The following is a 23,806-nucleotide window of genomic DNA, read 5'->3' as shown; positions in this document are numbered from 1 at the left end:
TTGCTTCTGGAGCGACTAACGCCGAAATCGCGAGAAAACTCGGGCTCAGTAAGCACACTGTCGAGTGTCTACGTTAGTGAGATGAAGTCGGCTACCGGAAGCAGAGATCGCGTCGCTCTCGCCCTGCTTTGCCAGAAAGTAATGTCGCATATGACTCAATCCGTTCGAGCTGGCTCCATTGCTTCGACGCACAGCACTTGGCCATGCTTGTCCGCGAAGCAAGGGAGTTGGAGGACTCAGGAATGACCTTTAGGAAGCTCGCGATAGCTCTCATCGGGATCCTGGCTGTAGCGACCAATGCCGTGGCTCTCGCGTCGAACCCCGACTCAGGGTCTTGGACAGGAGGCGGGTGCAATATGTGGGGAGGGTCGTACCAGACATACTCTGGCACGAGTTACAGCTACACATACTCCCCGAACTGCCAAGGGTTTCAGGCGAGCCACGTCCATGCCGGATTCTTCTCGACCACTTGGCACTGGTTCGATGTTGATGCAGCAGGAATGGCTAACAAGAACTGGTATCTCTACAACGAGGCATCTGAAGGGCATCATCAGCTGTCGTTTCCGTGGAGCCCGAACAACATCTTTGGTTTCACACACGCCGAGTGAATCCTCCAGACGAAACGAGAGGGGAACTACCCATCATGAATCTCGAAGCGCCTACTTCCAGCAAGTCATGGGCACTGGTCTTCGTGGCACTCGCCGCGGCGGCGGTTGCGCCCCTCTTCTACGCGAGTAGAGGGAACGACGGAGCTGCTGCTTTCGACAGTCCGGCGTCCTCCGGGGCCGACATCTCCCAGTCTCAGCGTGACGCGCTCGCCGATGGCGAGATAACCGAAACTGAGCTTGAGGCTGCATTCGAGCGGGCAGCGGCGTGTCTCGTGGCACATGGTATCGAGCCGATACGGCTCGGGGACCCGCTTCTGGAAGGCGAGTACCAGTTCGCATGGAAGAGCGGTCCCGTCGATTCGCCCCAGGCCCATCTGGACGCGTCTTACTGCAAGAGGGCCGAGCTCGAGTCGTCTCTCACGACGTATCAGCGCGCGCTCTTCGAGGGGCCAGTCGACACCAGGGAGCGCCACGAGGCTACGAGGGCGTGCCTCGCCCGGCACGGGGTCGGCGTTCGTGCGAACTTGAGCGAGCCCGAGGTGCGCGCCTTGATGAAGGACGATGCGACGCGCTCTGTTCTCGTCGCTTGCGTGAACAATCCGTCGTCAAAGTGAATAGAAGGCACTCTCCGGCGCACAAACGTTCGCCTTCCCTGCAATGCCCTATCGCCCCAGGGAGTCGCACCCTCGCATGCTGGCCTCCCACGGGTGATTCCTGTCGATTCGTTCACAAATAGACCACGCAATGGTCTAGAATTCCTACAATGAAGATCTCCGTCACCGACGCCAAGGCACAACTCACCGAGCTCGTGCGCCGGGCTGAGGCTGGTGACGAGGTCATCCTCACTCGGCACGGCCACCCCGCGGTTCGTCTCGTGCCGGTGAGGGTGCGGCTTAACGAGGCTGAGCGACGGGCGATTCTCGAGTCCGTACGCGCGTCGGCCGCCAGCAAGCCATCGCCAGGCCCGAGCGCGGCCCGCAGCCAGGACTTCCTGTATGACGACGATGGCCTGCCGGCGTGATCGCCGTCGATACATCAGCAATCATGGCGATCCTCCTCAACGAAGACTCTGCCGCTGCGTGCGTCACGGCACTCGCTTCGGAGGACGAAGTGCTCATCTCGGCTGGCACGTTGGCCGAGTTCCTCGTCGTAGCGGGACGCCGCGGCCGCGCCAGTGAGGCCGCGCGATTGCTCGACGAATTCGACTTCGCGGTCGTCCCTCTGACGGCGATGTCGGCCCGCCAGGTCGGAGACAGCTATGCCCGCTGGGGCCGCGGAGTCCATCCAGCCGGCCTGAACTTCGGGGACTGCTTTGCCCACGCAGTGGCAACGGAGTACGCCTGCCCCCTCCTCTACGTTGGAGATGACTTCTCCCGCACCAATGTCGAAAGCGTCCTTTAGGGAAGTCCTCCCTGCGCACAAACGTTCTTCTCCCCCTACAATGCCCTATCGCCCCGGGGAGCCCTCCGCGTGTCCACGCCCATCCGCCTCCAGTACCTCGAACTGAAGCAGCGCTACCCCGATACCATCCTCTTCTTCCGCCTCGGCGACTTTTACGAAACGTTCGACGACGACGCGAAGCTCGTCGCCGCTGAGCTCCAGATTACCCTCACCTCCAAGCCGATGGGCAAGGACCTCCGCGTCCCCCTCGCCGGCGTCCCCTACCACTCCATCGATGGCCACGTCGCGAAACTCGTCGCCCGCGGCCACCGTGTCGCCATCTGCGAACAGATGGCCGACCCCGCCGATGTGAAAGGCATCGTCCCCCGCGACGTCGTCCGTGTCGTCACCGCCGGGACCGTCACCGCCGATGCCTCGCTCGATGCCGCCGCCCCGAATTACCTGGCCGCCCTCGCTGTCCGTGGCAACGACACCGCCCTCGCCCTCGCCGACATCACCACCGGCGAAGTCCGTCTCGCTTCTGGCCCCGAAGCCTCCCTCGAACTCGTCCGTTCCGCGCCCTCGGAACTGCTCGTCGAAGACCTCGCCGACGCTGCCGGTGAAGGCTCCACCGTCCTCCGTCCCCAGATGTCCGAGATCGCCGCCGGCGCCGAATTGGCCCGCCAGTTCGGCGAACACGCCCGCGATACCATCGTTGCGAACCGCGCGGAAGCCGCCGCCCTCGCCCACCTCCTCGCCTACCTCCGCGAGACGTACGCCGCCGCACTCGGTTCGCTCCAGCGCGTCCGCCGCATCAGCGAGGCCGGTCTCCTGGCCATCGACCAGCGCACCCTCCGCAACCTTGATGTGCTGAAACAGCCCGGGCGCAAGTCGTCGCTCTTCGAGGTGCTCAACCGCGCAAAGTCGCCCATGGGTTCGCGCCTCCTCCGCCAGTGGCTCACGCACCCACTCCGCGACCTCGATGCCCTCGAACGCCGTCTCGATGCCGTCGAATGGGCGATGACCCACCCCATCGAACGCGAACGCTGCCAGCTGGTCCTCGGAAACATGCCCGATATCGGCCGCATCCTCGGCAAGGTCGGCGCTCGCGGCGCCGGCCCCCGCGACCTCTCAGGTTTGCGCGCTGGCCTCCGCGCCGGCCTGGACCTCGGGATGCACCTCTCGGGTGGTGATGTGCCCGGCCTCTTGCACGAAGCGCTCCGCGGGCTCGCTGCCGCCGCCGATGCCCTCGTCACTCTCGATGCCGCCCTCGATGAGGACCCACCGGCAGGTTTCGATGAAGGCGGTGTCATCCGGCCGGGCTTCTCGCCCGAGATCGACTCACTTCGTGCGATGACTCGCGACGCCCGCGGCTTCCTCCTCGGCCTGGAACGCCTGGAACGCGAGCGCACCGGCATTAAGACCCTCAAGGTCGGCCACAACAAGGTCTTTGGCTACTACCTGGAAGTCTCCTCCGCCAACACTGGCAACGTCCCCGATCACTACCAGCGCCGCCAGACCCTCGTCGGCGCAGAGCGTTACGTCACCGAAGAACTGAAGGAGCACGAGTCCCGCCTTGTTGGCGCCCGTGACCGCCTGGTCGACCTGGAAAAGCAGGCCTTCGCCCAGCTCGTCGAGTCGCTCGCGGCCGGGCTCGCCAGCCTCCAGGCCGTCGCCGAGGCCGTCGCCTTGATCGACCTTGCGATGGCGCTCGGCGAGGTATCCAGCGAACGCGCTTACGTCCGCCCGCGCTTCGCCGAAGGACAGGTCCGCATAACCGGTGGCCGCCATCCCGTCGTCGAAGCCGCCGTCGGCCCCGGCCGTTTCGTCCCCAACGATTGCGTGCTCGACGAGGAATCCCAGGTCGTCGTCCTCACCGGCCCGAACATGAGCGGGAAGTCGACCTTCCTTCGCCAGGTCGCCCTCATCGCTCTCATGGCCCAGGCCGGTTGCTTCGTCCCCGCAACCGAAGCAGAGCTGCCGCTCTTCGACCGCATCTTCAGTCGCATCGGTGCACAGGACGACCTCGCGGCCGGCCAGTCCACCTTCATGGTCGAAATGGTCGAGACCGCCCAGATCCTCCATCACGCCACGCCCGATTCACTCGTCATCCTGGATGAGGTCGGCCGCGGCACAAGCACGTTCGATGGCATGGCCATCGCCCGCGCCGTCGTCGAGTTTCTGCACAACCGAAAGGAGGTCTCGGCCCGCACGCTCTTTGCTACGCACTATCACGAGCTCACCTCGCTGGCCGGCGTCCTCCCGCGCGTCCAGAACATGCACGTCGGAGTGCACGAAGAAGGCTCCGACGTGGTCTTCGAGCACCGTATCCTCCCCGGCCCTAGCGACCGCAGCTACGGCATCCACGTTGCCCGCCTCGCCGGGCTCCCGGGCGCTGTGGTCACCCGCGCGGAGCACCTCCTCGTCGAACTCGAGGCATCTCGCCCCGTGGCCGGCTTCCAGTCGCAGCCCCCCGCCTCCCAGGTCCAGCCATCGCTCTTCGGCGGCCCGTCCCCGGTCGAATCCGAAGTCGCGCGCCTGGACATCGACGGGATGACGCCGATCGAAGCCATCCAGAAGCTCTACGAACTCAGGGCTGCCGCACGCGCCGCCCTCGAAGGCCCCCGCAAGTGACACCGGCGAACGTCGCGCGTGTCCTGTTCGCCCTCCCCCAAACCTGGCGGGGAGGCCGGCGTCACGAGTGCCGGGAATGACCGCCCGCACCATGATCCGCGTCCTCGCGCCCGAAGTCGCCGCCCGCATCGCCGCCGGGGAGGTCGTCGAACGCCCCGTTTCCGTCGTCCGGGAATTGCTGGATAACGCCATCGATGCGGGCGCCTCCCGCATCACCCTCGAAATCGAAGAAGGTGGCCTTTCCCTCATCCGCGTCACTGATGACGGCCGCGGTATTCAGCCGGAAGAACTCGAACTCGCCTTCGAACGCCATGCCACCTCGAAGATCGCCGATCTCGACGACCTCGGCCACGTCCACACTCTCGGCTTCCGCGGCGAAGCCCTCCCCTCCATCGCCGCCGCCTCGGACCTCGAGATTGTCTCCCGCGTCGAGGCCGAGCCGGTGGGCGTCACCGCCACCCTGGTTGAAGGCCGGGTCGTCCGGCGGGCCGCGAGGCCAGCCCCGCGCGGCACCGCGATCACCGTCCGGGACCTTTTCCTGCGTGTTCCCGCCCGGCGCAAGTTCCTCGGCGCGCCGGGCAGTGAAGGCCGCCAGGTCGTGGTGCTCGCCTCCCACTACGCGCTCGCTTACCCGGGCATCGCCTTCCACGTCGTCTCCGGCGGCCGCCGTGCGCTCACCACCAGCGGCGACGGCGACATCCGCCACGCGTTCGCTGCCATCTATGGGGCCGAGACCGCCGCAGCCATGCTCGACGTCGACTTCAGCGACGGTGGCATCTGCGTTACCGGTATCTGCGGTCCGTCGTCTGTTCACCGCGGCAACCGCGCCGCGATCTCGCTCTTCGTGAACGGCCGTTGGGTCCAGAGTCGCCCGCTCACCTTCGCCCTCGTCGATGCCTACCAGGCCCAGCTCCCGATCGCCCGATTCCCCGTCGCCGCCGTCAACATCGCCATCCCGGATGAGGACGTCGATGTCAACGTCCACCCGGCGAAGGCGGAGGTTCGCTTTCGCGATGAACGCGCCGTTGGCCGTGCCGTCCGCCGAGCCATCGCGCTCGCCCTGGAGGCAAGCCGTCCCGTCGCCTGGAGCGAGGCCGCCTCTCCCGCCGGCATCCTCGCCCGTCCGCTCCACGCCGTGCCGGGTCCACCGCTCGGCGGCCCCCAACCCTTGCAGGCCGCCCTCGGCCTCGGCCGCGTGTCGCCAACGGGATCCGCAGGCCAGGCCGTCCCGACCCAGCGTGACCTCCTCCCCATGCTCCGCGTCGTTGGCCAGCTCAACGCCACCTACGTCGTTTGCGAAGGCCCCGACGGCATGTACCTGCTCGACCAACACGCCGCCCATGAACGCGTCGTCTATGACCGCTTGCTTGCCCGGCCGGAAAGCGAGCCGGCCGGCGTACAGCCCCTGCTCGAACCCATCGTGCTCGAACTCGAACCAGTCCTTGCGGCGACGCTGGACGAGCACCGCGCCTCACTCGGTCGCCTCGGGCTCGATACGGAACCCTTCGGCGAGCGCGCCGCCGTCATCCGGTCCGTCCCCGCCGGCCTCGGCGCCCGCGACATCGTCGAGGAGGTGACCGCCCTCCTCCGGAAACTCGAAGGTGAGCGGCGCGTCACCGACCCCTTCGGCAGGGCAGCCGCCACCGTTGCCTGCCACAGCAGCGTCCGCGCCGGAATGTTGCTCTCGATGGAGGAAATGCGGCGACTCGTCGAAGACCTTGAGCACACGACCGCACCCCGTACATGCCCGCATGGCCGGCCGACTCTCGTCCACCTCGGAACCGACGCGATCGAACGCCAGTTTGGCCGCCGCTGATATGGCAGGCCCTACAATGGTTTGGACATAACGACGAAGTGCGCCGGGTACTTCAATGTCTGCAGCGCCGCTTCGGGCCACTCCGCCGTCCCCGTCACTTCGTACCCGAACTTCCGGTAGAAAGGGGGGAGTTCAAGTCGGGGACTCGCCACTTCCAGGTCCATCCAGGTGCAACCGTGCTCACGCGCGAAATCCTCCGCCGCCGCGATCAGTGCCCGCCCGAGCCCTGTCCCTTGTGCCTGGGGCGCCACCGAGAGCATTCCGAAGTGTCCCCGAACGCCATCGACGGAGACGCGGACCACCCCGGTCACATCGCCGTCCTCGCCCCGCGCAACGAGGAACGTTTCCCGCTCGATGAAGGCCGCCACTTCGCCCGCGTCGGTCCTGTCGCCGACCTTGAAGAAGTCTTCGACGCGGTAGGCGGCGTTGATCACCCGGCTGATGGCCACCGCGTCGCAAGCCTCCGCGACTACGATTCGCCCCATCAAAGCTTCTTTTCCAGGTAACAGACCCGGTGAGGCTCCGGTAGCCCCCAGTGGTCTGCCTCGAAGCGCTCTTCGAACACCGGCGCGTATCCCTGCCGGATGTAGTACGGCACCAGGTCGAACTCGTACAGCGTATTCAGGGCGATGTGCGTATGCGCGTGCTCCCGCCCGATCCGCTCAGCCTCACCCAGAAGCAGCCTGCCGATGCCCCGCTTCATCTGGCGTGTATCGACACCCGCGAGCCCGTAGTACAGGGCAGTTGCCGGCGGCGCATACCCGTCGTGGACATCGGTAGCGTTCACGGGGCGGACCATCGCACTGCCGACGATCGTCTCGCCGGCCTTCGCGAGGATAAAACGGCCGCCTTCTCCCGATTCCTCCAGTAGACCGCCTGCGTCGGTGCGGTCACCTCGCATCAGCGCGTGCGTCAGGAACGCACGGTTCACCAGGGCGGCGATCGTCTCCAGGTCGGCTTCGCCCGCTGCCACAACCGCCAGTTCGACGCCATTCATGAGGGAAGAAGGGTATCAGAGACGCTGCCGTTCCATCGCCCGGCCGCTCAAAAGGAGGCGCGCTTCTCGCGCCGATCCGGTGGCGCCGCTTACGCGCTCACATCGAGTTGGCGGCCCACTCCCGGGTCCAATAGCCGGACCACCTCTTTGGCCATCTCGTTCTGGACCTTCACGGCTTTCACCGCGGCGCCGAGCGCAACCCGGCCCTGGATTCCCTCGACCGGGTCAACAGCGATCGTCGTCGGGGCAAGTGCCTGGAGAAGGTTCATACCATGCATGATCCCCCCCAGCTCCCCGCCATCACAAGACGCTATCCGGTGACAGTCCGGTGGCGAGGCCCGCTAAAACCCGAACGCCTGGCTAACCCCGTAGGCTGCTCGCTGCGACTCGAACTTCGCGACTTCGTGGCTGAGCACCAGCAGATCGTGCGTGTTTCCTGCCCGGTCCTTCACCTGGTCGCGAAGCAACGCTTCCGGCCGGAAACCGAGCCCCTCGAAAGTAGCGATCGCGCCCTTTTGGTCGAGCGTCATTTGCGCGACCATCTTCTCGATGCCCATGGCCAGCGCGTTTGCAAATGCCTCCTGCGTAAGCACCCGTCCCAACCCGAGCCCCCGCGCCGACTCCGCCACCATCACGCGCAGTTCCGCTACATGCGCCGTCCACCTCAGCAAGCTCCGGTGAATCGTCGCGTACCCCACGATGCGGACGCCCTCGACCGCGAGGATCGTCACGATCTCCCCGCTCTTTAGCTCGGAAATCCAGTCGTCGATCGCTGGCTCCTGGCTGATGTCTCGTCGCAGGAACAGCAAGTCGTGCTCGGGCAGGGCGCGTGCGAATTCCAGGAGGCCCGCCTTGTCTCCCGGTGTCATCTGCCGCAGCGTGACTTCGTGACTCCCTGCGCGATAGGTGATCGGATACTTGCGCGGCGCTGCCTCGGTCATACCGAACGCTCCCCCAGCCATGATTCCAACTGTGGCCAGAGACGATAGATGGCGTTCCCGCCTGCAACAAGGCTCACGTGCCCGCCCTTCAGCATCACTTCGCGTTTGTCCTCGCTTCCAATCATCGGCACCAGGGGTTTCGCGGCCTCGTACGGCACGATGTGGTCGTGTTCGGCGACGATATGGATGAACGGCGCCTTGATCTTCCCAAGATCGACCCGCCGCCCGCCGATCTCAAGTTCGTTCTTCGCAAACTTGTTCTCCCACATGAATTCCTTCGTCACCTGGCGGAAGCATTCTCCCGGGAACGGGATCTGGTCTGCCGCCCAACGGTCGAACATGCGGTAGGACTTCACGAACTCGTCGTTCCAGAGGTTGTCCCAGAGCTGCACGTTCTTCGCCACTCTTGCCGCCGGTTTCAGCATATCGAACGAGGCGAACAGGAGCTCCGGGGGCACGTTTCCCAGCGTGTCCACAACCCGGTCGACATCGAAGTAACGGCGGTCCGTCCACTGCTTGAACAGTGTCATCCCGTCCGCATCCACCGGCGTCGTGAAGCAGGCCAGGTTCTTCATCGGTCCATCCGCGTGCAGCGCCCCGTACATTGTCGCGAGCTGCCCGCCCATGCAGTAGCCGATGACGGAGACCTCATCCTCTTCTGAGTCTCTCATCACCCGTTCGGCGCAGTCCGGGATGAAGTCCAGCACGTAGTCCTCGAGCCTGAGCTTCGTGTCTTCCGGCCGGGGAACACCCCAGTCGATCATGTACACGTCGAAACCCTTCTTGAGGAGGAACTCCACCAGGCTCTGTCCCGGGGTCAGGTCCAGGATGTACGGCTTTGAAACCAGCGACATCACGAGCATCACCGGGACTCGGTAGACCTCGTCCGACTGTGGGCGGTAGTGATACAGCTTCAGCGTCCCGCGCGCATGGATGACCTCTTTCGGCGTCAGCCCTACCGCGGGGTCTCCCGTCGAAATGTACTCGAGGCCCTTGATGCTCCGCTGGATTGTCCGTTCGATTTGCTGCCGGACTCGCTCTTCAACCGTCGTTTCGCGTGCAGGAGCAGTCATGGGGACCTCCGTGGCGGGATGTGCGGCGTTTCGGGCGGCTCGCACGCTGGACCGGTGATCGAGTGTACCCGGCGCCGTGATCGGGTATCCAGTGCCGATCATGACGCGAAGAAGGTTCCCGGGACGTCAACATTGGATGAACAGGTTGTGAATCGGCCAGGCAGCCTCTCCGCCGGCCGGGGCAGACCTGGCATGCGCGTGTAGGATTGCGCCACAGGGTGGCCGGGCCTTCTGCCCCGGTTCGGCCGCGGTTGCGTCCCATCCGAGGACCCGAGGGGAACATGACAGCTACACCCGCGCTCGAACGCACCATCACCACCTACCTCGAAGGCCGCGAACGCTCCGACCAGCCCGAGAACATTCACACGGATGCAGTCGCCCTCGAGATGGGCTACCGCGGCGGCCTCGTCTACGGGACCTCGGTCTACGGCTGGGCCACCCCACTCATCATGGACCTCCTCGGAGAGCCGTGGCTTCGTGGAGGCTGGGCAGATGTCCGCGTGCTGCGCCCGGTTTACGCCGGGGAACAGCTCACCATCGCGGCAACACCCGCCCCCGACGGCGCTTACCAGGTCGATGCCCGTGACGGCCATGGTCGTGTCCGTGTTGCTATCACTGTCGGGCTCGGGCGGGCTGAGTGGCTGGAAGATCACCTCCCCTCGAAGCGGCTCGACACGGAACCGCTCCCGTCCCCTCGTCCCCTCCTCCGGCTCGATACCGCGCCCGTGGGCGCGGATCTGCCTGCGCTTCGTGCAGACGCCCGCGATCGCCTCGCCAGGCTCTTTGACGAAGCCAGCGCCCACGAGCGCGGACCGATCGTCGTCGATGGCCGCGAGGTCCAGAGCCCCGCCTCGTTCGCCGGCCGCATGACCTGGTACACCCACGCCTGTTGGGACTACGCCGGCCCATCGCTCCACGCGCGCAGCCTCGTCCAGCACCTCGGCGTCGTAGATGCCGGCGAACCAGTGACGGTCACCGGGCGCCTTCGCGCTGTCTACGAACGGAATGGTCACCACTACTCGGAAACCGACGGCGTCATCTTCGCCGCGGATGGTCGGGAAGCCGCCCTCACCCGCCACACATCGATCTTTCACGTCGCGAAGCGTTGACCCGGCGCCCGGAGCTACGCTCTCGCAGGCTTCTTCGTCCTTGGCGGCCGGGGCATCGTCGCCGCGATCGGCGCGCCGGTCGCGGCCGCCGGCTGTGCAGCTTCGCGGCGCAGGAGCCCGTCTTCGATCTGGTCGAGCCGCTCTTCGATCTGCGAGAGCCGTTCGCCGATGGCCAGGATGTCGTTCCGCGTCGGGACGTTGATGAGCTGCAGGTAGCGGCCCATCACCTCGTTCATGTTCTTCTGCAGGTTCAGGTAACCGTCCATCATCCGGCCCATCGTCTGGCTGAACTCGTCCGTTGCCATCGCATCGTTCAGGAAGCCGTTCCACTGCCGCTCTGAGTTCGCCATCCAATCCCGCCACATGCCGAATGGGTCTGCCGTTGTTGTGTGTTCTGCCATTCGAATCCCTCCTCGGGAGCTGCGCTTAGGACCTACCGGTCGCGTTCTGGGCCGCTGTCATCGATGGTTGTACCGCCGCCAGGGACGAAGCCCTCCAGCGTCGACGAGAGGATCTTCTGGTAGTTCTGGAGCACGTCGATCCAGCCTGAAAGGAAGAGCTCACCGGCTTTCGTCAGGCTGTACATCCGCCGTGCTGGCCCGTTTTCCGAAGTGTCCCAGAAAGACGAGACCATCCCCGTCTTTTCCAATTGGCGAAGCGTCCGGTATACCGTCCCACTGTCTGATTCCGGCAGCCCCGCCGCCGCCAGTTTCTGCGCGAGCTGGTACCCGTACGCGTTCCATCCCTTCAGGAACGCGAGCAGGCTCGTCGAGAGTAGTTCGCCGTGCAGGCGAGGTTTCACGTCGGGAGTGTCGTTGGCCACGGTTGTGTCGGCCTCCTCTGGGTAACTGCAGTATGCACTTAGAAGCGAAGTGTTGACAAGTCTTGCAGCTATGTGTAACTTGCATCTAGATGGGGCGCACCAACGCCCAACCCCCAACAAAGAAGGAACCCTCTCCATGGCCTCCAACGAACACGTCCAGAAGTACTACGACAGCCTCCTCGCCAGCTACGACGTCCTCGTCGACGCCGTCGCCAAGGCGAATGACCGCGGCATCAAGGTCACGAAGCAGTTCGCGACCGACGTCGCGAAGGGCCAGCGCGAAGCCATCGACCTCGGCCGCAGGCTCTCCGCCGAGCCGACCGACCTTGGCCACTTCTACACCGCCGTCCTCGAGGCCACCACGGCCGCCCAGGGTCGCGCGCTTGCATTCACCCAGGCCGCCTACGCCGAGGCCATGGGCGCCGGCAGCGAAGCCCGCGAAACCGTCGAGAAGCTCGTCGCCGCCAACAAGGAAACCTCCCAGGCCGCCGTCGAAGTTGCCCGCAAGTGGGCCGCTGCCAACCCGATGGCCGACATGGTGAAGAAGGGTTATGAAGCCATGCAGCCCGCAGCCAAGACCGCCAAGAAGGAAAAGGCAGCCGTCTAGGCACTGTCCCCCCGGGGAACAGAGAGGCCCGGTCGTCAGACCGGGCCTCTCTGTTGCGTGCTTGTCGATCGCCTACCGATTCGGCGATGGCGCGCCCAGCAGCTCTGTTTGCGCCGCCACCCGCCGCTCGAAGATCGCCCGTGCAGCATCCAGCAGCGCGAAAACCTCCGGCTCAGTGACTGAGTACCATGCGCTTGTCCCTTCACGCCGCGCTTCCACGATCCCCCGCGCGCGCATGATCGAGAGATGTTGCGACGCATTGGCCGCCTCAATCCCGGCTCGCACCTGGATCTCGCCTACCGTCAGGCTTCCGGCGGTCCGTAACGCTTCGAGGATGCGGATCCGGACCGGGTTCGAGAGAGTCCGGAACAGGTCGGCTTTGAAGTCCTGCAAGGTTGACATCCGCCCCCAGCCTAACAATTGTTTCTAATCTGCGCATGTTCGAATATAAGGAAGCGAGCATCGAGCGGCTCGACCTCCTTCTCGGACGTACGCCTTTGCAAGCGGTCCAGTCCTGGCTGACGCTCTCACCCTCGATGCCCGCGAACATCCGCCAGAACTTGCTCGCGGGCATCGTCGTCGGTGTCATCGCCTTCCCGCTCTCGATCGCCCTCGCCGTCGCCGTTGGCGTGCCGCCGATCGCCGGCCTCTACACTGCCGTCATCGCCGGGGGCATCGCTGCGGCCTTCGGTGGCTCGCGCTTCAACATCACCGGCCCGACTGCCGCGCTTGTCCCCGTCCTCAGCCACGCAGTCGTCATCCACGGACCAAAGGCCCTCCCGCTCCTCGGGCTGATGGCCGGCGTCATGCTCCTCGTCATGAGTGCCCTCCGCGCCGGCCGCCTCGTCCGCTACATCCCGGGCACCGTCGTGGTCGGCTTCACCGCCGGCATCGCGCTCTCGATCGCCTTCGGCCAGCTCAACAATCTGTTGAACATCACCGGCACCGATGCAAGCCTCGAACACTTCCACGCCCGCGTCTGGGACAGCGCCCGCCACCTCGAAACCGTCGGGTTCACCACCCCCGCCATCGGCGCGCTCGCCCTCGCAATCCTCGTCGTCTGGCCGCGGCTGCCCCGTGCCCGCGCGATTCCTGGTCCGCTTATTGTTGTCGTCGTCACCACCGCGCTCACCTGGTACTTCGGCCTCGATGTCCCCACCGTCGAAAGCAAGTACGGGGCGATCCCCCAGGAACTACCTTCGTTCGATGCCGGCTTCATCGACATCGGCCTGATGTTCGACCTCCTTCCGCTTGCTGTTTCCGTCGCCATCCTCGCCGGAGTTGAATCTCTGTTGAGCGCCGTCGTTGCCGATGGCATGTCCGGCGGCCCAGAACGGCATGAACCCGATAACGAGCTGCGCGGTCAGGGCCTCGCGAACGTTGCCGCTTCGCTCCTCGGCGGCATCCCGTCTACCGCTGCCATCGCCCGCACCGCTGCCGGGATCCGCAGCGGTGCAACCAGCCGTCTCACCGGTGTCGTCCATGCCGTTACGGTTCTCGCCGGGGTTCTCCTCGTCGGCGATGTCGCCGGCCGCGTCCCGATGGCTGCGCTCGCCGCCATCCTGCTCATCGTCGCCTGGAACATCGCCGAGGTTCCCGAAGTCTCCCGCCTCCTCCGAAAGTCTGCTCGCGGCGATGCCTTCGTCCTCGTTTCGACCATCCTCATCACGCTCTTCTTCGACCTTACCTACGCCATCGGGTTCGGCATCATCGCGTCGATGGTGCTGCTCCTCCGCCAGCTCATTCGTGTCCCCGCCGCGCAGCAACTACTCCCCGATGAGACGGGCCATATTCGCCAGGTGACGCCCGAGCTCTCGGCGCTCATGCAGTCCCGCCCCGATATCGCGTTCTTCAACGCCGAGGGCGTCCTCTCGTTCTACAGTGCCGCCGCCTTCGAATACGAACTCCTCGGCCAGACCCGCAATCCCCTCATCCTCCGCATGAAGGATGTCCACCACATCGATGCTTCCGGTCTCATCACGCTCGAAGGTGTCGTGGAGCACCGGCAGAAGAGCGGCGGCCGGATCATCCTCACCGCGATCCAGCCGGAAATCAGCGAGTTACTCGGACGCTTTGGTCTGCTCGCGAAGCTCGGGCCCGAAAATGTCTTCGAACACACGAAGGACGCGATCGCCTCGATCGACCTTCCCGGTGGGCACAGCCCTCACCCGCAGGGACACCCGTCCGAGGATCAGTAGCCCGGCTCGTGGTGCCCCTCGGCAGCCTGTCGCAATCGGCTCGCCAGCACGCGGTAGACGCCCGGATGGAACGCCATGCCGAGGTGGGTGCAGTTCACCTCGTCGTTCAGCGAGGTGTCATCCTCGATGCAGTTCTCCCAGTCCACGACCCCGTCCCGCTTCGAGTAGATCGCAAAGTGCGCGACCTCGTACTCCTCGGGCGCGATCATGTTCTTCACGAAACTGCATGTGCAGTGCCCCGAGAAGCAGGATGGCTTCACGTTCTTCGCCACGTGCCGCCCATGTACGCCGCGCAGCGATTCGGTCGCCGCGTGTAACAACGGGTGTGCCTTCACCGCATCTTTGAACGGCGACCCCATCGAGATCACCAGGTTCACGTACTCCGGGTAGTCCAGTGCCACGTGCCGCCCAAGCATCCCGCCGAGGCTGTGGCCCACCACCCGCACCCGTTGGCCGGTGTCCCGGTACGCCCGCCGGATCGTCTCCAGCAACAGGCTGGCCACATGGTCCGGGCAATCCGCGTTGTGGCCCACGTTCGAGAAGTATGGCCGGTACCCGATCCGTGCCAGCCACCAGTACAGTTCAGTCATCGAAAGGTCACTTGCCAGGAATCCGGGCACGACGACAACCGGTTCGCCCTCGCCCGCGGGGATCCCGCAGCCGTAGTACACGGGCGAGCTCCGCAGCGCCATCCAGTCCAGCGGGAACATCGCCTCCCGCCAGATAGGGGTAGCCGCCATCTGGAGCGAGGGGTCCTCGGAGAAGGGGTTCCCCGCTCCCGCGTTGAGCGAGTATTCCACTGCATTCATGGAAGCGACCCCCGGTGTTTTCCGCGCGGTAAGTTCCCTTACTCGGTGCAAGCTACAAGCGGTCTCCCGTTCGGACAAGGCCGCCAACCGCACGGCGCCTTACCCGAATGTTCCGTACCGAAGCTATCGTGATTATCGACGCACTCTATGGTTCGCGCGATAGGCCGCGGGGGAACGGCGCTCTCAGACCGGCTTACACTCATCGCAAGGCGCGAATCCCGCCTCGATTGCGTCCGCCGCGTTCCGGAACCCCTGGATTCGGGCGGCCGGGATGGTGTCGAGGCCGCCGCAGGCCGGCAGGCAGAACTCCATGAAGTCCAGCTGGCCGACAAACGGGGGGGCGTGCTGGATCCACTGCAGTTCGCGGTGAGTCAGTCCCTCCATCTGGAGAACCGCCTCCTTCACCTCGGGCCCCCCGGCTGAGTACTTCCCCAGCTCCCAATCCGCCCTGACCACCCGGTGGCAGGGCACGATGAACGGCACGGGGTTGTGCCCAAGGCACGTTCCCGCGGCTCGCACCGCGCCCGGATTGCCCGCTTCTCGCGCGACCCAGTTGTAGGGCCGGATGCTCCCCCGGGGGATACGTGACGTCGCCCGGAGCACGGCTCGCTGGAACGGCGTCAGTTCACCCAGGAAGGCGATTTCGTTGCCCCGTCTGCGACCCGCCAGTACCTGCTCGGCCGCCTTCCGCACCCGTTCCGATTCGCCGTAGGCGGGTTCGAACCCGAGTTCATACTCCGCCCGGTACTCGTAGCGGCGAAAGTCGTTGTCGACAAGGTGCACAAGTTGTTCGTCGTGCACGATCCGGATCGGCCCGATGGGCAACTCGAGGTCGAACCACCGGAGGCTCCGGGTGGCGCGCGCCTGGAGTCCCCTCAGTTCGCCCCTGAGATCTGCGGCGAACCCCGGGTCCGGTTCGAGGCGCACCTCCTCAAGGACGGCCTCGCGCAATCCCGGAAGGTCGTTGGATTCAGGCATCGTGCTCATACCCGGCCTCCTGAAGGAGTTCCCGCAACCGGTTCACGGCGCGGTAGGTGAGTTGCTTGACTGCCGCTTCGCTCTTTGCGAGCTCGTCGGCGACCTGGCGGACGCTCCATTCGCGCCCGAAGCGAAGGACGACCACACGCCTTTGTACCTCGGGCAGTCTGCCCACCGCCACCTGGACGGCGCTCCGCTGCTCGTGGCGGACCAGGTCGAAACCCGGCCAGTGGTCTTGTGGTTGGTCGTGGTCCATCAGGGGGATTTCCCGCCCCCGCTTTCGGCCTCCATCGCGCGCCAGGTTGCGGACGATGGTGCACAGCCATGCCTCGAACGGCCGGCCCCGGTCTTCGTATCGGTGAAGGTTTACCAGTGCCCTCCGGTAAGCCTCCGCCGTCAGGTCTTCGGCGCCCGTGTGGTTGCCGGCGAGGGAATAGGCGTAGCGGTACACGCCCGGTTGCGTCCGGTCGTAGAGGCTGGCGAAGGCATCGGGCGAGGTCCGCGCCGCCGCGATCAACTCCGTCTCATTCATGCACACGCAGGGTAACGGCGCCTGCCGCTGATGGTAACGCCGGACACCGTCCGTACCTGCGCATCGGCCCCCGCCTGACGTCCAACCGGGCCTTGTTCTGAGGCCTACCGTCCCTTTCCCTCGGCTTAACCGTGGTACATCGTTTTCAACCAGGCCCGGCACAGCGGGCTGAAATGGGGAGGATCCCGTCCGATGAAGCGCGCCTTTGTATTCCTCGGTGTGGTGCTGGTTGCGGCGACCTTCGGAAACGCTGCCCTGCGCACCTCCGCCCAGACCCCGGATCTGCGCATGAACCACGTGCAGGTGCTCGGCACCCACAATAGCTACCACCTCGAGCCCTACCCGGAACTTCTCCAGATCATCAAGCAGTTCGAGCCCCAGCAGGCACTCACCTTCGAGTACAGCCACCGGCCCCTGACTGAGCAGCTTGGACAACTTGGAATCCGTCAGGTCGAACTCGATGTCTTCGCCGACCCCGGTCCCGCGCCGCTCTTCGCATCGCCGTTAGGTGAATCCGTCGCCAAAGGGCCCGCCTCCGTGCCAATCGCGGGAATGGCCGCGCCCGGATTGAAGGTGCTGCACATCCAGGACATCGACTACCGGTCGACCTGCCTCACACTCGTCGCCTGCCTCCAGGAAATCGCTACCTGGTCGGCGGCCAACCCCCGTCATCTCCCGATCCTCGTCCTCATCGAGGCGAAGGATGACCCGCTCACGCTGCCGGCGGGGATCCCTCCCGCTGCCGTCCCCGTGCCCATCGGAGCCGCCGAGCTCCAGTCGATCGATGACGCCATTCGCTCCGTCTTCGCACCTGCCCGCCTCATCACACCCGATAACGTCCGCGGCAGCCGCGCCACGCTCGAAGAGGCCGTGCTCAAAGATGGCTGGCCCAGCCTCGACCAGGCTCGCGGGCGCGTGCTCTTCGCCCTCGACAACCAGGATGCCACGCGTGATGCCTACATCGCGGGCCATGCTTCGCTCCAGGGTAGGGTGATGTTCACCAGTTCCGATCCCGGGACGCCTGAGGCGGCGTTCGTCAAACTCAACGATCCAGTCGCCGACCTTGCACTGATCAAGAGCCTGGTCTCCAGCGGTTACCTCGTCCGCACTCGCGCGGATGCCGACACTGTAGAAGCCCGCACCGGTGCCACCGCCCGGCGGGAGGCCGCTTTCGCCAGCGGCGCGCAGTTCGTCAGCACCGACTACCCGGAGCCCGATGCGCGTCTCGGCGCCGGCTATTCGGTGGTCCTCCCGGGTGGCAAGGAGGGTCGCTGCAACCCGGTCCTCAGCATCGCAGCCTGCACTGCGACGACGTTCGACCCGCCACCGGCTCCCACACCGACGGTCACGCCAACGCCCACCCCCACCTCGCCCGCGACCGCCACCCCGACGGCCACTGCGACATCACCCGCGCCCGCGACGCCTTCCGCGACCGCTTCCCCCGCAACTCCGCCGGCGGCGACTGCGACGGCCACTCCGACGAACCCCGCACCCCGCCCGCCCTCGACGGGTGATGGCCACGCTGCAACCGGCAGCAGCTCGAGTCTTCCGCTGGTGGGAGTTGTGGTGCTCGGTGCTGCCTTCGCCATCGCCGGCCTCAGCGCGGGACGTCGCCGCTGACGAGCAGCCCCACGTACGAGGGCTCGCGCCGCGGGAGCGCGGCCCGGAACGGGCACGCGCTGCGAGACGATGGCGGTCGAACGCACGGGCCCGTTTAGTATCAGTTCCCGCCCCGGCTGCCATACCGTCCCCGACCGGGTCCCGTCGCAACGACGGCGCCCTCACGGCCGGGAATGCCGGTCGCGGTGGCGCCGGAGTTACAGTGCGAGCGCCGCCGGTGCCTCGAGCAGAGCCTGGATCTCCTTGATGAAGCGCGCGCCTTCGGCGCCGTCGGAGACGCGGTGGTCGGCGCTGAGGGCGACCTTCATCACCTGGCGGACGACGACCTGGTTGTCCCGCACGAGCGGCTGGGGCATGACGGAACCGACGCCGAGGATCGCCGCCTGCGGCGGGTTGATGATCCCGATCAGTGTCTCCACCCCGTAGGCGCCGAGGTTCGTAATCGTAAACGTGCCCTCGCTGTACTCATCCGCACGCAAATGCCCCGACTTGGCCCGGCCGATCAGATCCTTCGCTTCGACCGCGATCCGCCCCAGGCTCTTCGACTGGCAATCGAGGATGGCAGGCGCGATGAGTCCGTCGTCGAGTGCCACCCCAATGCAGATATTCACCCGCTCGTGCATCTCCAGGCCGCTCTCGTGAAACTCGGCGTTGAACTGTGGCTGGCGTTCGAGCGCAATCGCACACGCCTTTACGATCAGGTCGTTGATGCTGACACGCTGCTCTTCGGTCGCGTTCGCGTTGATCTGCGAACGGAATTCGAGGGCGGCAGTCATGTCGATGTCGAGCGTCAGATAGTAGTGCGGCGCCGTCGCCTTCGATTGGGACATTCGCCGGGCGATTGCCTGGCGCATCTTCGAAAGAGACGTCGTTCCCGCCGCTGTGGCTGGCCGCACGGCGCCCGTCCCCTGACTGTCGCGCTCCTTTTCGGGCGCGGGTGGGCGAGCTGCCGTACTCGCTCCGCCGGCCGCGATCGCTGATTCGATGTCCTTGCGAAGGATGCGGCCGTCTGGACCGCTTCCGCGCACACTCGAATAGTCGAAGCCTGCTTCGACGGCAATCCTCCGCGCGACGGGCGAAATGCGGATACGTCCGTTGCCTCCCGGCGCGTGCGGCGGCTCCACCACTGTCGAAGCCCCTGGCGCCATCGCGGGGGCCCGGCTCGCAGCCTTCATCTCCGGTTCGATGGCGCGCTTCGCCGGTTCCGCGGGCGGCTTTCGTTCGATGTCGGGCGCCGCTTCATTCTCGGCGCCGAGGAGGGCAATCACCTCGCCCACCGGGACGACTTCGCCCTCATGGGCGATGAGCTTGATGATCGTGCCCGCTTCGAAGGCCTCGATCTCCACGTTCGCCTTGTCGGTTTCGATTTCCGCGAGCAGTTCGCCCCGCGCTACGCTCTCGCCGACCTGCTTAAACCATTTCACAATGGTGCCTTCGGTCATGTCGGCCCCCATCTGGGGCATGGTTACTTCGAAGGCCACGGGCTACTCCTTGAACATCCGGAGGACCGCCTCGACAACGTCCTCCTCAGAGGGCAGTGCGGCGAACTCCAGGTTGCGATTGTAGGGCAGCGGCACGTCTTTCGAAGACACCCGGGCGACCGGTGCGTCCAGGTAGTCGAAGGCCCGCTCCATGATCTGTGCGCTGAGTTCTCCCCCGAAACCCCCGAACAGCCAGTCGTCCTCGACGATCACTGCGCGGTTCGTTTTCTTCACCGAGTTGACCACCGTGTCGATGTCGAGCGGACGGATGGTTCGGAGGTCTATCACCTCGGCGTCGATCTCCTCCTGTTCTTCGAGCATCCTGGCCGCCCGCATCGCCTGGTGGACGCTGCCGCTGTAGCCGACGATCGTCACGTCGCTCCCGCTCCTGAGGGTGTTCGCAACGCCGAACTCTACCAGGTAGTCCGGGTCGTCCGGCACTTCGCCCTTGAGCGCGTAGTTGGCCGTGTGCTCGATGAAGATAACCGTGTTTTCATCGCGGAAGGCTCGCTTCAGCAGCCCCTTGGCGTCGGCAGCGTTCGAAGGACACACCACTTTGAGACCCGGGAAGTGCGCGTAGAGCCCTTCGAGCGAGTGGCTGTGCGTCGCCGCCAGCTGTGAGCCGCCGCCGCTGGCCATCCGTACCACCATCGGGACGTTTATCTGGCCGTTGGACATGTGGTACAGCTTCGCCGCACTGTTCACGATCTGGTCGAGTGCCAGGAAGCTGAAGTTGATCGTCATCATCTCGACCATCGGGTGCATCCCGCCCATCGCCGCTCCGATGCCGATGCCAACCATGCCCGACTCGGCGATCGGCGTGTCCCTCACCCGCTCCTCGCCGAACTCGTCCAGGAGGCCCTTCGTCACGGCGTAGGAGCCTCCATAAGCCCCAATGTCTTCCCCCATGAGGAACACCCGCTCATCGCGCAGCATCTCTTCTCTGAGCGCCTCACGGAGTGCATCGCGCATGCGCATCTCAGCCACGGGCCGGCTCCTTCGTGACAAAGTCAAAGAGGGTGTCCAGCCCCGGCTGCGGGCTCCGCTCCGCGAATTCGATGGAATCTTCGACAACCTGCTCCACGCGCGCGGCGATCTGTTCGAACTTCGCCTCGTCGAGTTGCCCCGCTTCGAACATCTGCGTCTTGAGCCGTTCGATGCAGTCGCGCTTGCGGTATCGCTCGATCTCGTCCTTCAGCCGGTACAGCTCCGGGTCGGCCATGGAGTGGCCCCGGTAGCGGTACGTCATCGCTTCCACGAAGTAAGGACCGTTCCCGCTCCGCGCGTGGGCGACGGCTTCCTTCATCGCTGTGTGGACGGCGAGCACATCCATTCCGTCGACCGAGACGGCCGGCATGTTGTACGCCGCTGCGAGCTTCGGGATATCGGTCGAAAGCGATTCCTTCAACGGCACGCCCATGCCGTAGAGGTTGTTCTCGCAGAAGAAGATCGTCGGAGTCTTCCAGAGGACCGACATGTTCAATGCTTCGTGGAACTCCCCTTCGCCGACTGAGCCGTCGCCAAAGATGCAGAGTGCCACCGAGTCTTCCTTCTTCATCTGGGAAGCGACACCGAGGCCGACCGCGAGCGGGAGATGGGCGGCAACGATGGCATAACCGCCGAGAAAGCCCTTCGTGACGTCGTAGAGGTGCATCGAGCCACCCCGGCCGCCGCTCACACCCGTCGCTTTGCCGAACAGTTCGGCCATCACGCGGTTCGGGTCGAGGCCGCGCGCCAGTGCGTGGCCGTGGTCGCGGTAGTGCGTGACGATCTTGTCGCGCTCTTCGAGGGCGGCGATGGCGCCTACCGCACACGCCTCCTGCCCCGTGTACAGGTGCAGGAAGCCCTTGATCTTGCCCTTGGTGTAGAGTTCGCCGCATTTCTCTTCGAAACGGCGTATCAGCACCATCTGGTAGAGGAACAACCCCAGTTGTTCCTCGCCGAGCTCCGTGGTCGCGGCGGATTGGATGGGTGTCGTCACCGGTTGGCGGCTCCTTCGGGAGGTTGGGTGCCCGCGCGCCTGCGGGCGATGTGGATCGCGTCGCCGTCGACGGCGAGCGCGGCTTCCTTGATCGCTTCCGCCAGCGTCGGGTGCGTGTGCACGGCGAATCCGACTTCGATCGTTGTCGCCTCCAGGAGCGCGATCATCGTCGCTTCGCCAAGGAGGTCATTGATGTCGTGGCCGACCATGTGGATGCCCAGTACTTGTCCCGTCGGTGCATCGGCGACCACCTTCACGAACCCTTCGGTGTGGCCCACGGCAACCGCTTTGCCCAGCGCGGTGAGGGGGAAGCGGCCGCTCTTCACCGTGAACCCTGCGTCCTTCGCGGCCTGTTCGGTGTACCCGATCGAGCCCACATTGGGCTGGCAGAAGGTAGCCCGCGGCATCTGTACATAATCCAGGACCGGGACGGCCTTGCCCGCTATGTGCTCGACGGCGATGACCCCTTGCTGCATCGCGACATGGGCGAGCATCAGCTTCCCCGTCACGTCGCCGACGGCGTAGATCCCCGGGACGTTTGTCTCCATGTGCTCATCGATCGTAATGAATCCGCGCTGCGTGGTGACGCCCGCTGCCTCCAGTTCGAGCCCCTGCGTGTGCGGCACGAAACCGGCAGCCAGGAGGACCGCATCTGCCTCGACCGTCCGTGCGCCGTCCTCTCCTTTGACCGTCACTCTCGCCATTCCGGCCTTCACTGCCACATCTTCCACACGAGTCTTCACCAGGCACGTGATGCCGCGCCCTTCGAAGGAGCGCTTGAGCGCGCGGCCGGCATCCGGGTCTTCCTGCGGGACGATGGTTTCGAGGAGCTCCACGATGGTAACCTCGGCGCCGTAACTCGCCCAGAGGTGTCCGAACTCCACACCGATCGGGCCGCCGCCGATGATGACGGCCCGCTTCGGCACGGTCTTGCTTTCCAGGGCTTCGCGGCTCGTGACGATGACGCTGCCGTCCGGGTGGATGCCCGGGAGCAACCGTGTCGACGCGCCCGTCGCGATGATGATCGAAGAGACGGCGAACTCCCTCGCGTCGCATGCGACCGTCCGCGTGTTCTTTAGCGAAGCCGCGCCTCTCACGATCGTGATGCCATTGTCACGCATCAGGCCCTCGACGCCGCTTACGACTTTCTCCACTACTGCCCGGCTGCGGTCGATGGCCGCCCCGAAGTCATAAGTAGCGTCTTTCACGCCCTGGATTCCCCACGTCTCCGCGTCGCGGACGAGGTTCACGACATCTGCATTCTTGAGCAGAGCCTTGCTTGGGATGCAGCCCCAGTTCAGGCAGAGCCCACCAAGCCGGTCCCGTTCAAAGAGGACGACCGACTTGCCAAGCTGGGCCGCACGGATGGCGGCCACGTAGCCCCCGGGTCCGCCGCCGATGATTCCGATATCGTAGTCAGCCATAGTCCATTCCTAGACTACCATAGATTTGATTGGGGTCACCGCCGCGCAGGCGATCTGCAAACGCAGCTTCCACTCTCCCTTATGCCCGACGGCATTGTCTACAGTGCGAACCCTCATCTCACGCTGCAGGCTGCAGCCTGCGGCGTTATGCCGCCGTTTCGCGACATGGCCTGACGTCTTCGGCTGTAAGGTGCGCAGATCTACGACGACACAGGGGGCAAAAGGATGGAATCCGGAAGATTGGGGGCAGAACGAGAACCACTGGTCGAACGGCCGACGGTCCCGGATGGCTACGGGCTGCCAGCGGATGATTCAGGCCTTCTCGAGTGGGCGTGGGCAGAAGAAAAGCTGTCAACCGGTTTGAACTACTGGGTTGCGACGGTTCGCCCGGACGGCCGTCCCCACGCCACGCCCGTGTGGGGAGTCTGGTTCGACGGCGCGCTCTACTTCGATGGAAGCGCAGAGACGCGCCGGATGCGGAACATCGCCTCGAACCCGAACGTCGCGGTCCACCTGGAGAGCGGCGATGAGGTCCTGATCCTCGAAGGCGAGGCGTCCGCCGTGCCTCCACCTCCGTCGCGGGCACTGGCTGGATCGCTGGCGGCCGCGTATGCGGCGAAGTATGTGGCCCACGCCTACGCGCCCGCGGTCGACCAGTGGGACGACGGCGGGCTGTACGTCATGCGCCCGCGCATCGGCCTGGGCTGGACGCTCCGGCCGGGCGAAGAGTTCGGGAAGAGCTACACACGCTGGCGCTTCCCGCGGGAGGCCGGCTGAGCGCTGGAATGCCGTCGC

General features: G+C 65.4%; 26 protein-coding genes. 11 read left to right on the top strand and 15 right to left on the bottom strand.

Annotation, left to right across the window (positions count from 1 at the left end; translation table 11 throughout):
• Positions 1 to 197 precede the first annotated feature (197 nt).
• The 6 genes from IPG14_RS06820 to mutL all read left to right on the top strand — a co-directional run bounded on the left by IPG14_RS06820 (position 198) and on the right by mutL (position 6,438).
• A complete protein-coding gene (locus tag IPG14_RS06820; RefSeq protein WP_343391287.1) occupies positions 198 to 608 on the top strand; it encodes a hypothetical protein in 411 nt (136 codons plus the stop codon).
• 35 nt (positions 609 to 643) lie between these two features.
• Positions 644 to 1,222 (top strand): hypothetical protein, encoded by a 579-nt coding sequence (locus IPG14_RS06815; RefSeq protein ID WP_343384110.1) that lies wholly within the window; start codon positions 644 to 646, stop codon positions 1,220 to 1,222.
• Positions 1,223 to 1,371: 149 nt separating this feature from the next.
• Positions 1,372 to 1,629: a type II toxin-antitoxin system prevent-host-death family antitoxin gene (locus IPG14_RS06810; RefSeq protein WP_343388592.1), complete on the top strand. Its 258-nt coding sequence runs from the start codon at positions 1,372 to 1,374 to the stop codon at positions 1,627 to 1,629.
• A complete protein-coding gene (locus tag IPG14_RS06805; RefSeq protein ID WP_343384112.1) occupies positions 1,626 to 2,009 on the top strand; it encodes a type II toxin-antitoxin system VapC family toxin in 384 nt (127 codons plus the stop codon). Before IPG14_RS06810 ends, IPG14_RS06805 begins: the two co-directional genes overlap by 4 nt.
• Before the next feature lie 69 nt (positions 2,010 to 2,078).
• Positions 2,079 to 4,622, top strand: a complete 2,544-nt coding sequence (gene mutS / locus IPG14_RS06800; protein ID WP_343391286.1) for a DNA mismatch repair protein MutS — start codon at positions 2,079 to 2,081, stop codon at positions 4,620 to 4,622.
• A gap of 76 nt (positions 4,623 to 4,698) precedes the next feature.
• A complete protein-coding gene (gene mutL / locus IPG14_RS06795; RefSeq protein ID WP_343391285.1) occupies positions 4,699 to 6,438 on the top strand; it encodes a DNA mismatch repair endonuclease MutL in 1,740 nt (579 codons plus the stop codon).
• A gap of 11 nt (positions 6,439 to 6,449) precedes the next feature.
• Here the strand turns inward: mutL and IPG14_RS06790 are convergent, their stop codons facing one another.
• The 5 genes from IPG14_RS06790 to IPG14_RS06770 all read right to left on the bottom strand — a co-directional run bounded on the left by IPG14_RS06790 (position 6,450) and on the right by IPG14_RS06770 (position 9,449).
• A complete protein-coding gene (locus IPG14_RS06790; RefSeq protein ID WP_343391284.1) occupies positions 6,450 to 6,923 on the bottom strand; it encodes a GNAT family N-acetyltransferase in 474 nt (157 codons plus the stop codon).
• On the bottom strand, positions 6,923 to 7,435 hold the full coding sequence (locus IPG14_RS06785) for a GNAT family N-acetyltransferase (RefSeq protein ID WP_343388596.1): 513 nt from the start codon (positions 7,433 to 7,435) through the stop codon (positions 6,923 to 6,925). Before IPG14_RS06785 ends, IPG14_RS06790 begins: the two co-directional genes overlap by 1 nt.
• Before the next feature lie 89 nt (positions 7,436 to 7,524).
• On the bottom strand, positions 7,525 to 7,704 hold the full coding sequence (locus IPG14_RS06780; RefSeq protein ID WP_343391283.1) for a hypothetical protein: 180 nt from the start codon (positions 7,702 to 7,704) through the stop codon (positions 7,525 to 7,527).
• Positions 7,705 to 7,776: 72 nt separating this feature from the next.
• Positions 7,777 to 8,376 carry a GNAT family N-acetyltransferase gene (locus tag IPG14_RS06775; protein ID WP_343391282.1) on the bottom strand — a complete coding sequence of 200 codons (600 nt, stop codon included), beginning with the start codon at positions 8,374 to 8,376 and terminating at the stop codon, positions 7,777 to 7,779.
• Positions 8,373 to 9,449 (bottom strand): alpha/beta fold hydrolase, encoded by a 1,077-nt coding sequence (locus tag IPG14_RS06770; protein ID WP_343384119.1) that lies wholly within the window; start codon positions 9,447 to 9,449, stop codon positions 8,373 to 8,375. Before IPG14_RS06770 ends, IPG14_RS06775 begins: the two co-directional genes overlap by 4 nt.
• A gap of 281 nt (positions 9,450 to 9,730) precedes the next feature.
• Between IPG14_RS06770 and IPG14_RS06765 the strand changes: the two genes are divergently transcribed.
• Complete coding sequence (locus IPG14_RS06765; protein WP_343391281.1) at positions 9,731 to 10,558, top strand: hypothetical protein; 828 nt, start codon at positions 9,731 to 9,733, stop codon at positions 10,556 to 10,558.
• A 14-nt stretch (positions 10,559 to 10,572) separates the two neighbouring features.
• Here IPG14_RS06765 and IPG14_RS06760 read toward each other — a convergent pair whose 3' ends face one another.
• Both IPG14_RS06760 and IPG14_RS06755 read right to left on the bottom strand, forming a co-directional pair.
• Positions 10,573 to 10,959 carry a poly(R)-hydroxyalkanoic acid synthase subunit PhaE gene (locus IPG14_RS06760; protein WP_343388599.1) on the bottom strand — a complete coding sequence of 129 codons (387 nt, stop codon included), beginning with the start codon at positions 10,957 to 10,959 and terminating at the stop codon, positions 10,573 to 10,575.
• A 32-nt stretch (positions 10,960 to 10,991) separates the two neighbouring features.
• On the bottom strand, positions 10,992 to 11,381 hold the full coding sequence (locus IPG14_RS06755) for a helix-turn-helix transcriptional regulator (RefSeq protein WP_343384122.1): 390 nt from the start codon (positions 11,379 to 11,381) through the stop codon (positions 10,992 to 10,994).
• A gap of 136 nt (positions 11,382 to 11,517) precedes the next feature.
• Here IPG14_RS06755 and IPG14_RS06750 point away from each other — a divergent pair, with 136 nt between their 5' ends.
• A complete protein-coding gene (locus IPG14_RS06750) occupies positions 11,518 to 11,988 on the top strand; it encodes a hypothetical protein (RefSeq protein ID WP_343384123.1) in 471 nt (156 codons plus the stop codon).
• Between the two features lie 72 nt (positions 11,989 to 12,060).
• On the opposite strand, the gene IPG14_RS06745 is transcribed toward IPG14_RS06750, so the two are convergent.
• Positions 12,061 to 12,390, bottom strand: coding sequence for a metalloregulator ArsR/SmtB family transcription factor (locus IPG14_RS06745; RefSeq protein WP_343388600.1), 330 nt, complete (start codon positions 12,388 to 12,390; stop codon positions 12,061 to 12,063).
• A 35-nt stretch (positions 12,391 to 12,425) separates the two neighbouring features.
• Between IPG14_RS06745 and IPG14_RS06740 the strand changes: the two genes are divergently transcribed.
• Entirely contained in the window at positions 12,426 to 14,186 is a 1,761-nt protein-coding gene (locus IPG14_RS06740) for a SulP family inorganic anion transporter (RefSeq protein ID WP_343391280.1), read from the top strand.
• Here the strand turns inward: IPG14_RS06740 and IPG14_RS06735 are convergent.
• From IPG14_RS06735 to IPG14_RS06725, 3 genes are all read right to left on the bottom strand, one after another.
• Complete coding sequence (locus IPG14_RS06735) at positions 14,180 to 14,995, bottom strand: alpha/beta fold hydrolase (protein WP_343384126.1); 816 nt, start codon at positions 14,993 to 14,995, stop codon at positions 14,180 to 14,182. The two genes, IPG14_RS06740 and IPG14_RS06735, sit on opposite strands and share 7 nt — an antisense overlap.
• Before the next feature lie 183 nt (positions 14,996 to 15,178).
• A complete protein-coding gene (locus IPG14_RS06730) occupies positions 15,179 to 15,982 on the bottom strand; it encodes an MGMT family protein (RefSeq protein ID WP_343391279.1) in 804 nt (267 codons plus the stop codon).
• A complete protein-coding gene (locus IPG14_RS06725) occupies positions 15,966 to 16,505 on the bottom strand; it encodes a sigma-70 family RNA polymerase sigma factor (RefSeq protein WP_343388604.1) in 540 nt (179 codons plus the stop codon). Before IPG14_RS06725 ends, IPG14_RS06730 begins: the two co-directional genes overlap by 17 nt.
• 192 nt (positions 16,506 to 16,697) lie before the next feature.
• Here IPG14_RS06725 and IPG14_RS06720 point away from each other — a divergent pair, with 192 nt between their 5' ends.
• Positions 16,698 to 18,125: a phosphatidylinositol-specific phospholipase C1-like protein gene (locus IPG14_RS06720; protein WP_343391278.1), complete on the top strand. Its 1,428-nt coding sequence runs from the start codon at positions 16,698 to 16,700 to the stop codon at positions 18,123 to 18,125.
• Between the two features lie 197 nt (positions 18,126 to 18,322).
• Here the strand turns inward: IPG14_RS06720 and IPG14_RS06715 are convergent, their stop codons facing one another.
• Genes IPG14_RS06715 through lpdA form a run of 4 tightly spaced genes read right to left on the bottom strand, consistent with a single transcriptional unit; the run spans position 18,323 to position 23,011 of the window.
• Positions 18,323 to 19,606, bottom strand: coding sequence for a dihydrolipoamide acetyltransferase family protein (locus IPG14_RS06715; RefSeq protein WP_343391277.1), 1,284 nt, complete (start codon positions 19,604 to 19,606; stop codon positions 18,323 to 18,325).
• Between the two features lie 3 nt (positions 19,607 to 19,609).
• The gene (locus IPG14_RS06710; protein ID WP_343384131.1) at positions 19,610 to 20,593 is read right to left on the bottom strand and encodes an alpha-ketoacid dehydrogenase subunit beta; all 984 of its coding nucleotides are present in this window, start codon (positions 20,591 to 20,593) and stop codon (positions 19,610 to 19,612) included.
• Positions 20,586 to 21,587, bottom strand: coding sequence for a pyruvate dehydrogenase (acetyl-transferring) E1 component subunit alpha (gene pdhA / locus IPG14_RS06705; RefSeq protein ID WP_343384132.1), 1,002 nt, complete (start codon positions 21,585 to 21,587; stop codon positions 20,586 to 20,588). The genes IPG14_RS06710 and pdhA overlap by 8 nt, the downstream gene beginning before the upstream one ends.
• Positions 21,584 to 23,011, bottom strand: coding sequence for a dihydrolipoyl dehydrogenase (gene lpdA, locus IPG14_RS06700; RefSeq protein ID WP_343391276.1), 1,428 nt, complete (start codon positions 23,009 to 23,011; stop codon positions 21,584 to 21,586). Before lpdA ends, pdhA begins: the two co-directional genes overlap by 4 nt.
• A gap of 225 nt (positions 23,012 to 23,236) precedes the next feature.
• Between lpdA and IPG14_RS06695 the strand changes: the two genes are divergently transcribed.
• Entirely contained in the window at positions 23,237 to 23,788 is a 552-nt protein-coding gene (locus tag IPG14_RS06695; protein WP_343384134.1) for a pyridoxamine 5'-phosphate oxidase family protein, read from the top strand.
• Positions 23,789 to 23,806: the final 18 nt, after the last annotated feature.

This window comes from Candidatus Amarobacter glycogenicus, from assembly GCF_016704105.1.
GTDB classification, from domain to species: Bacteria; Chloroflexota; Dehalococcoidia; order Tepidiformales; family Tepidiformaceae; genus Amarobacter; species Amarobacter glycogenicus.
This window is presented reverse-complemented; position numbering and strand designations above follow the sequence as displayed.

Bases quoted from the DNA above. Each gene is read 5' to 3' on its own strand.
- IPG14_RS06815 (WP_343384110.1), top strand. From the start codon at position 644: ATGAATCTCGAAGCGCCTACTTCCAGCAAGTCATGGGCACTGGTCTTC.
- IPG14_RS06810 (WP_343388592.1), top strand. From the start codon at position 1,372: ATGAAGATCTCCGTCACCGACGCCAAGGCACAACTCACCGAGCTCGTG.
- mutL (WP_343391285.1), top strand. From the start codon at position 4,699: ATGACCGCCCGCACCATGATCCGCGTCCTCGCGCCCGAAGTCGCCGCC.
- IPG14_RS06790 (WP_343391284.1), bottom strand. From the start codon at position 6,923: ATGGGGCGAATCGTAGTCGCGGAGGCTTGCGACGCGGTGGCCATCAGC.
- IPG14_RS06785 (WP_343388596.1), bottom strand. From the start codon at position 7,435: ATGAATGGCGTCGAACTGGCGGTTGTGGCAGCGGGCGAAGCCGACCTG.
- IPG14_RS06780 (WP_343391283.1), bottom strand. From the start codon at position 7,704: ATGAACCTTCTCCAGGCACTTGCCCCGACGACGATCGCTGTTGACCCG.
- IPG14_RS06775 (WP_343391282.1), bottom strand. From the start codon at position 8,376: ATGACCGAGGCAGCGCCGCGCAAGTATCCGATCACCTATCGCGCAGGG.
- IPG14_RS06770 (WP_343384119.1), bottom strand. From the start codon at position 9,449: ATGACTGCTCCTGCACGCGAAACGACGGTTGAAGAGCGAGTCCGGCAG.
- IPG14_RS06765 (WP_343391281.1), top strand. From the start codon at position 9,731: ATGACAGCTACACCCGCGCTCGAACGCACCATCACCACCTACCTCGAA.
- IPG14_RS06760 (WP_343388599.1), bottom strand. From the start codon at position 10,959: ATGGCAGAACACACAACAACGGCAGACCCATTCGGCATGTGGCGGGAT.
- IPG14_RS06750 (WP_343384123.1), top strand. From the start codon at position 11,518: ATGGCCTCCAACGAACACGTCCAGAAGTACTACGACAGCCTCCTCGCC.
- IPG14_RS06745 (WP_343388600.1), bottom strand. From the start codon at position 12,390: ATGTCAACCTTGCAGGACTTCAAAGCCGACCTGTTCCGGACTCTCTCG.
- IPG14_RS06740 (WP_343391280.1), top strand. From the start codon at position 12,426: ATGTTCGAATATAAGGAAGCGAGCATCGAGCGGCTCGACCTCCTTCTC.
- IPG14_RS06735 (WP_343384126.1), bottom strand. From the start codon at position 14,995: ATGAATGCAGTGGAATACTCGCTCAACGCGGGAGCGGGGAACCCCTTC.
- IPG14_RS06730 (WP_343391279.1), bottom strand. From the start codon at position 15,982: ATGAGCACGATGCCTGAATCCAACGACCTTCCGGGATTGCGCGAGGCC.
- IPG14_RS06725 (WP_343388604.1), bottom strand. From the start codon at position 16,505: ATGAATGAGACGGAGTTGATCGCGGCGGCGCGGACCTCGCCCGATGCC.
- IPG14_RS06720 (WP_343391278.1), top strand. From the start codon at position 16,698: ATGAAGCGCGCCTTTGTATTCCTCGGTGTGGTGCTGGTTGCGGCGACC.
- lpdA (WP_343391276.1), bottom strand. From the start codon at position 23,011: ATGGCTGACTACGATATCGGAATCATCGGCGGCGGACCCGGGGGCTAC.
- IPG14_RS06695 (WP_343384134.1), top strand. From the start codon at position 23,237: ATGGAATCCGGAAGATTGGGGGCAGAACGAGAACCACTGGTCGAACGG.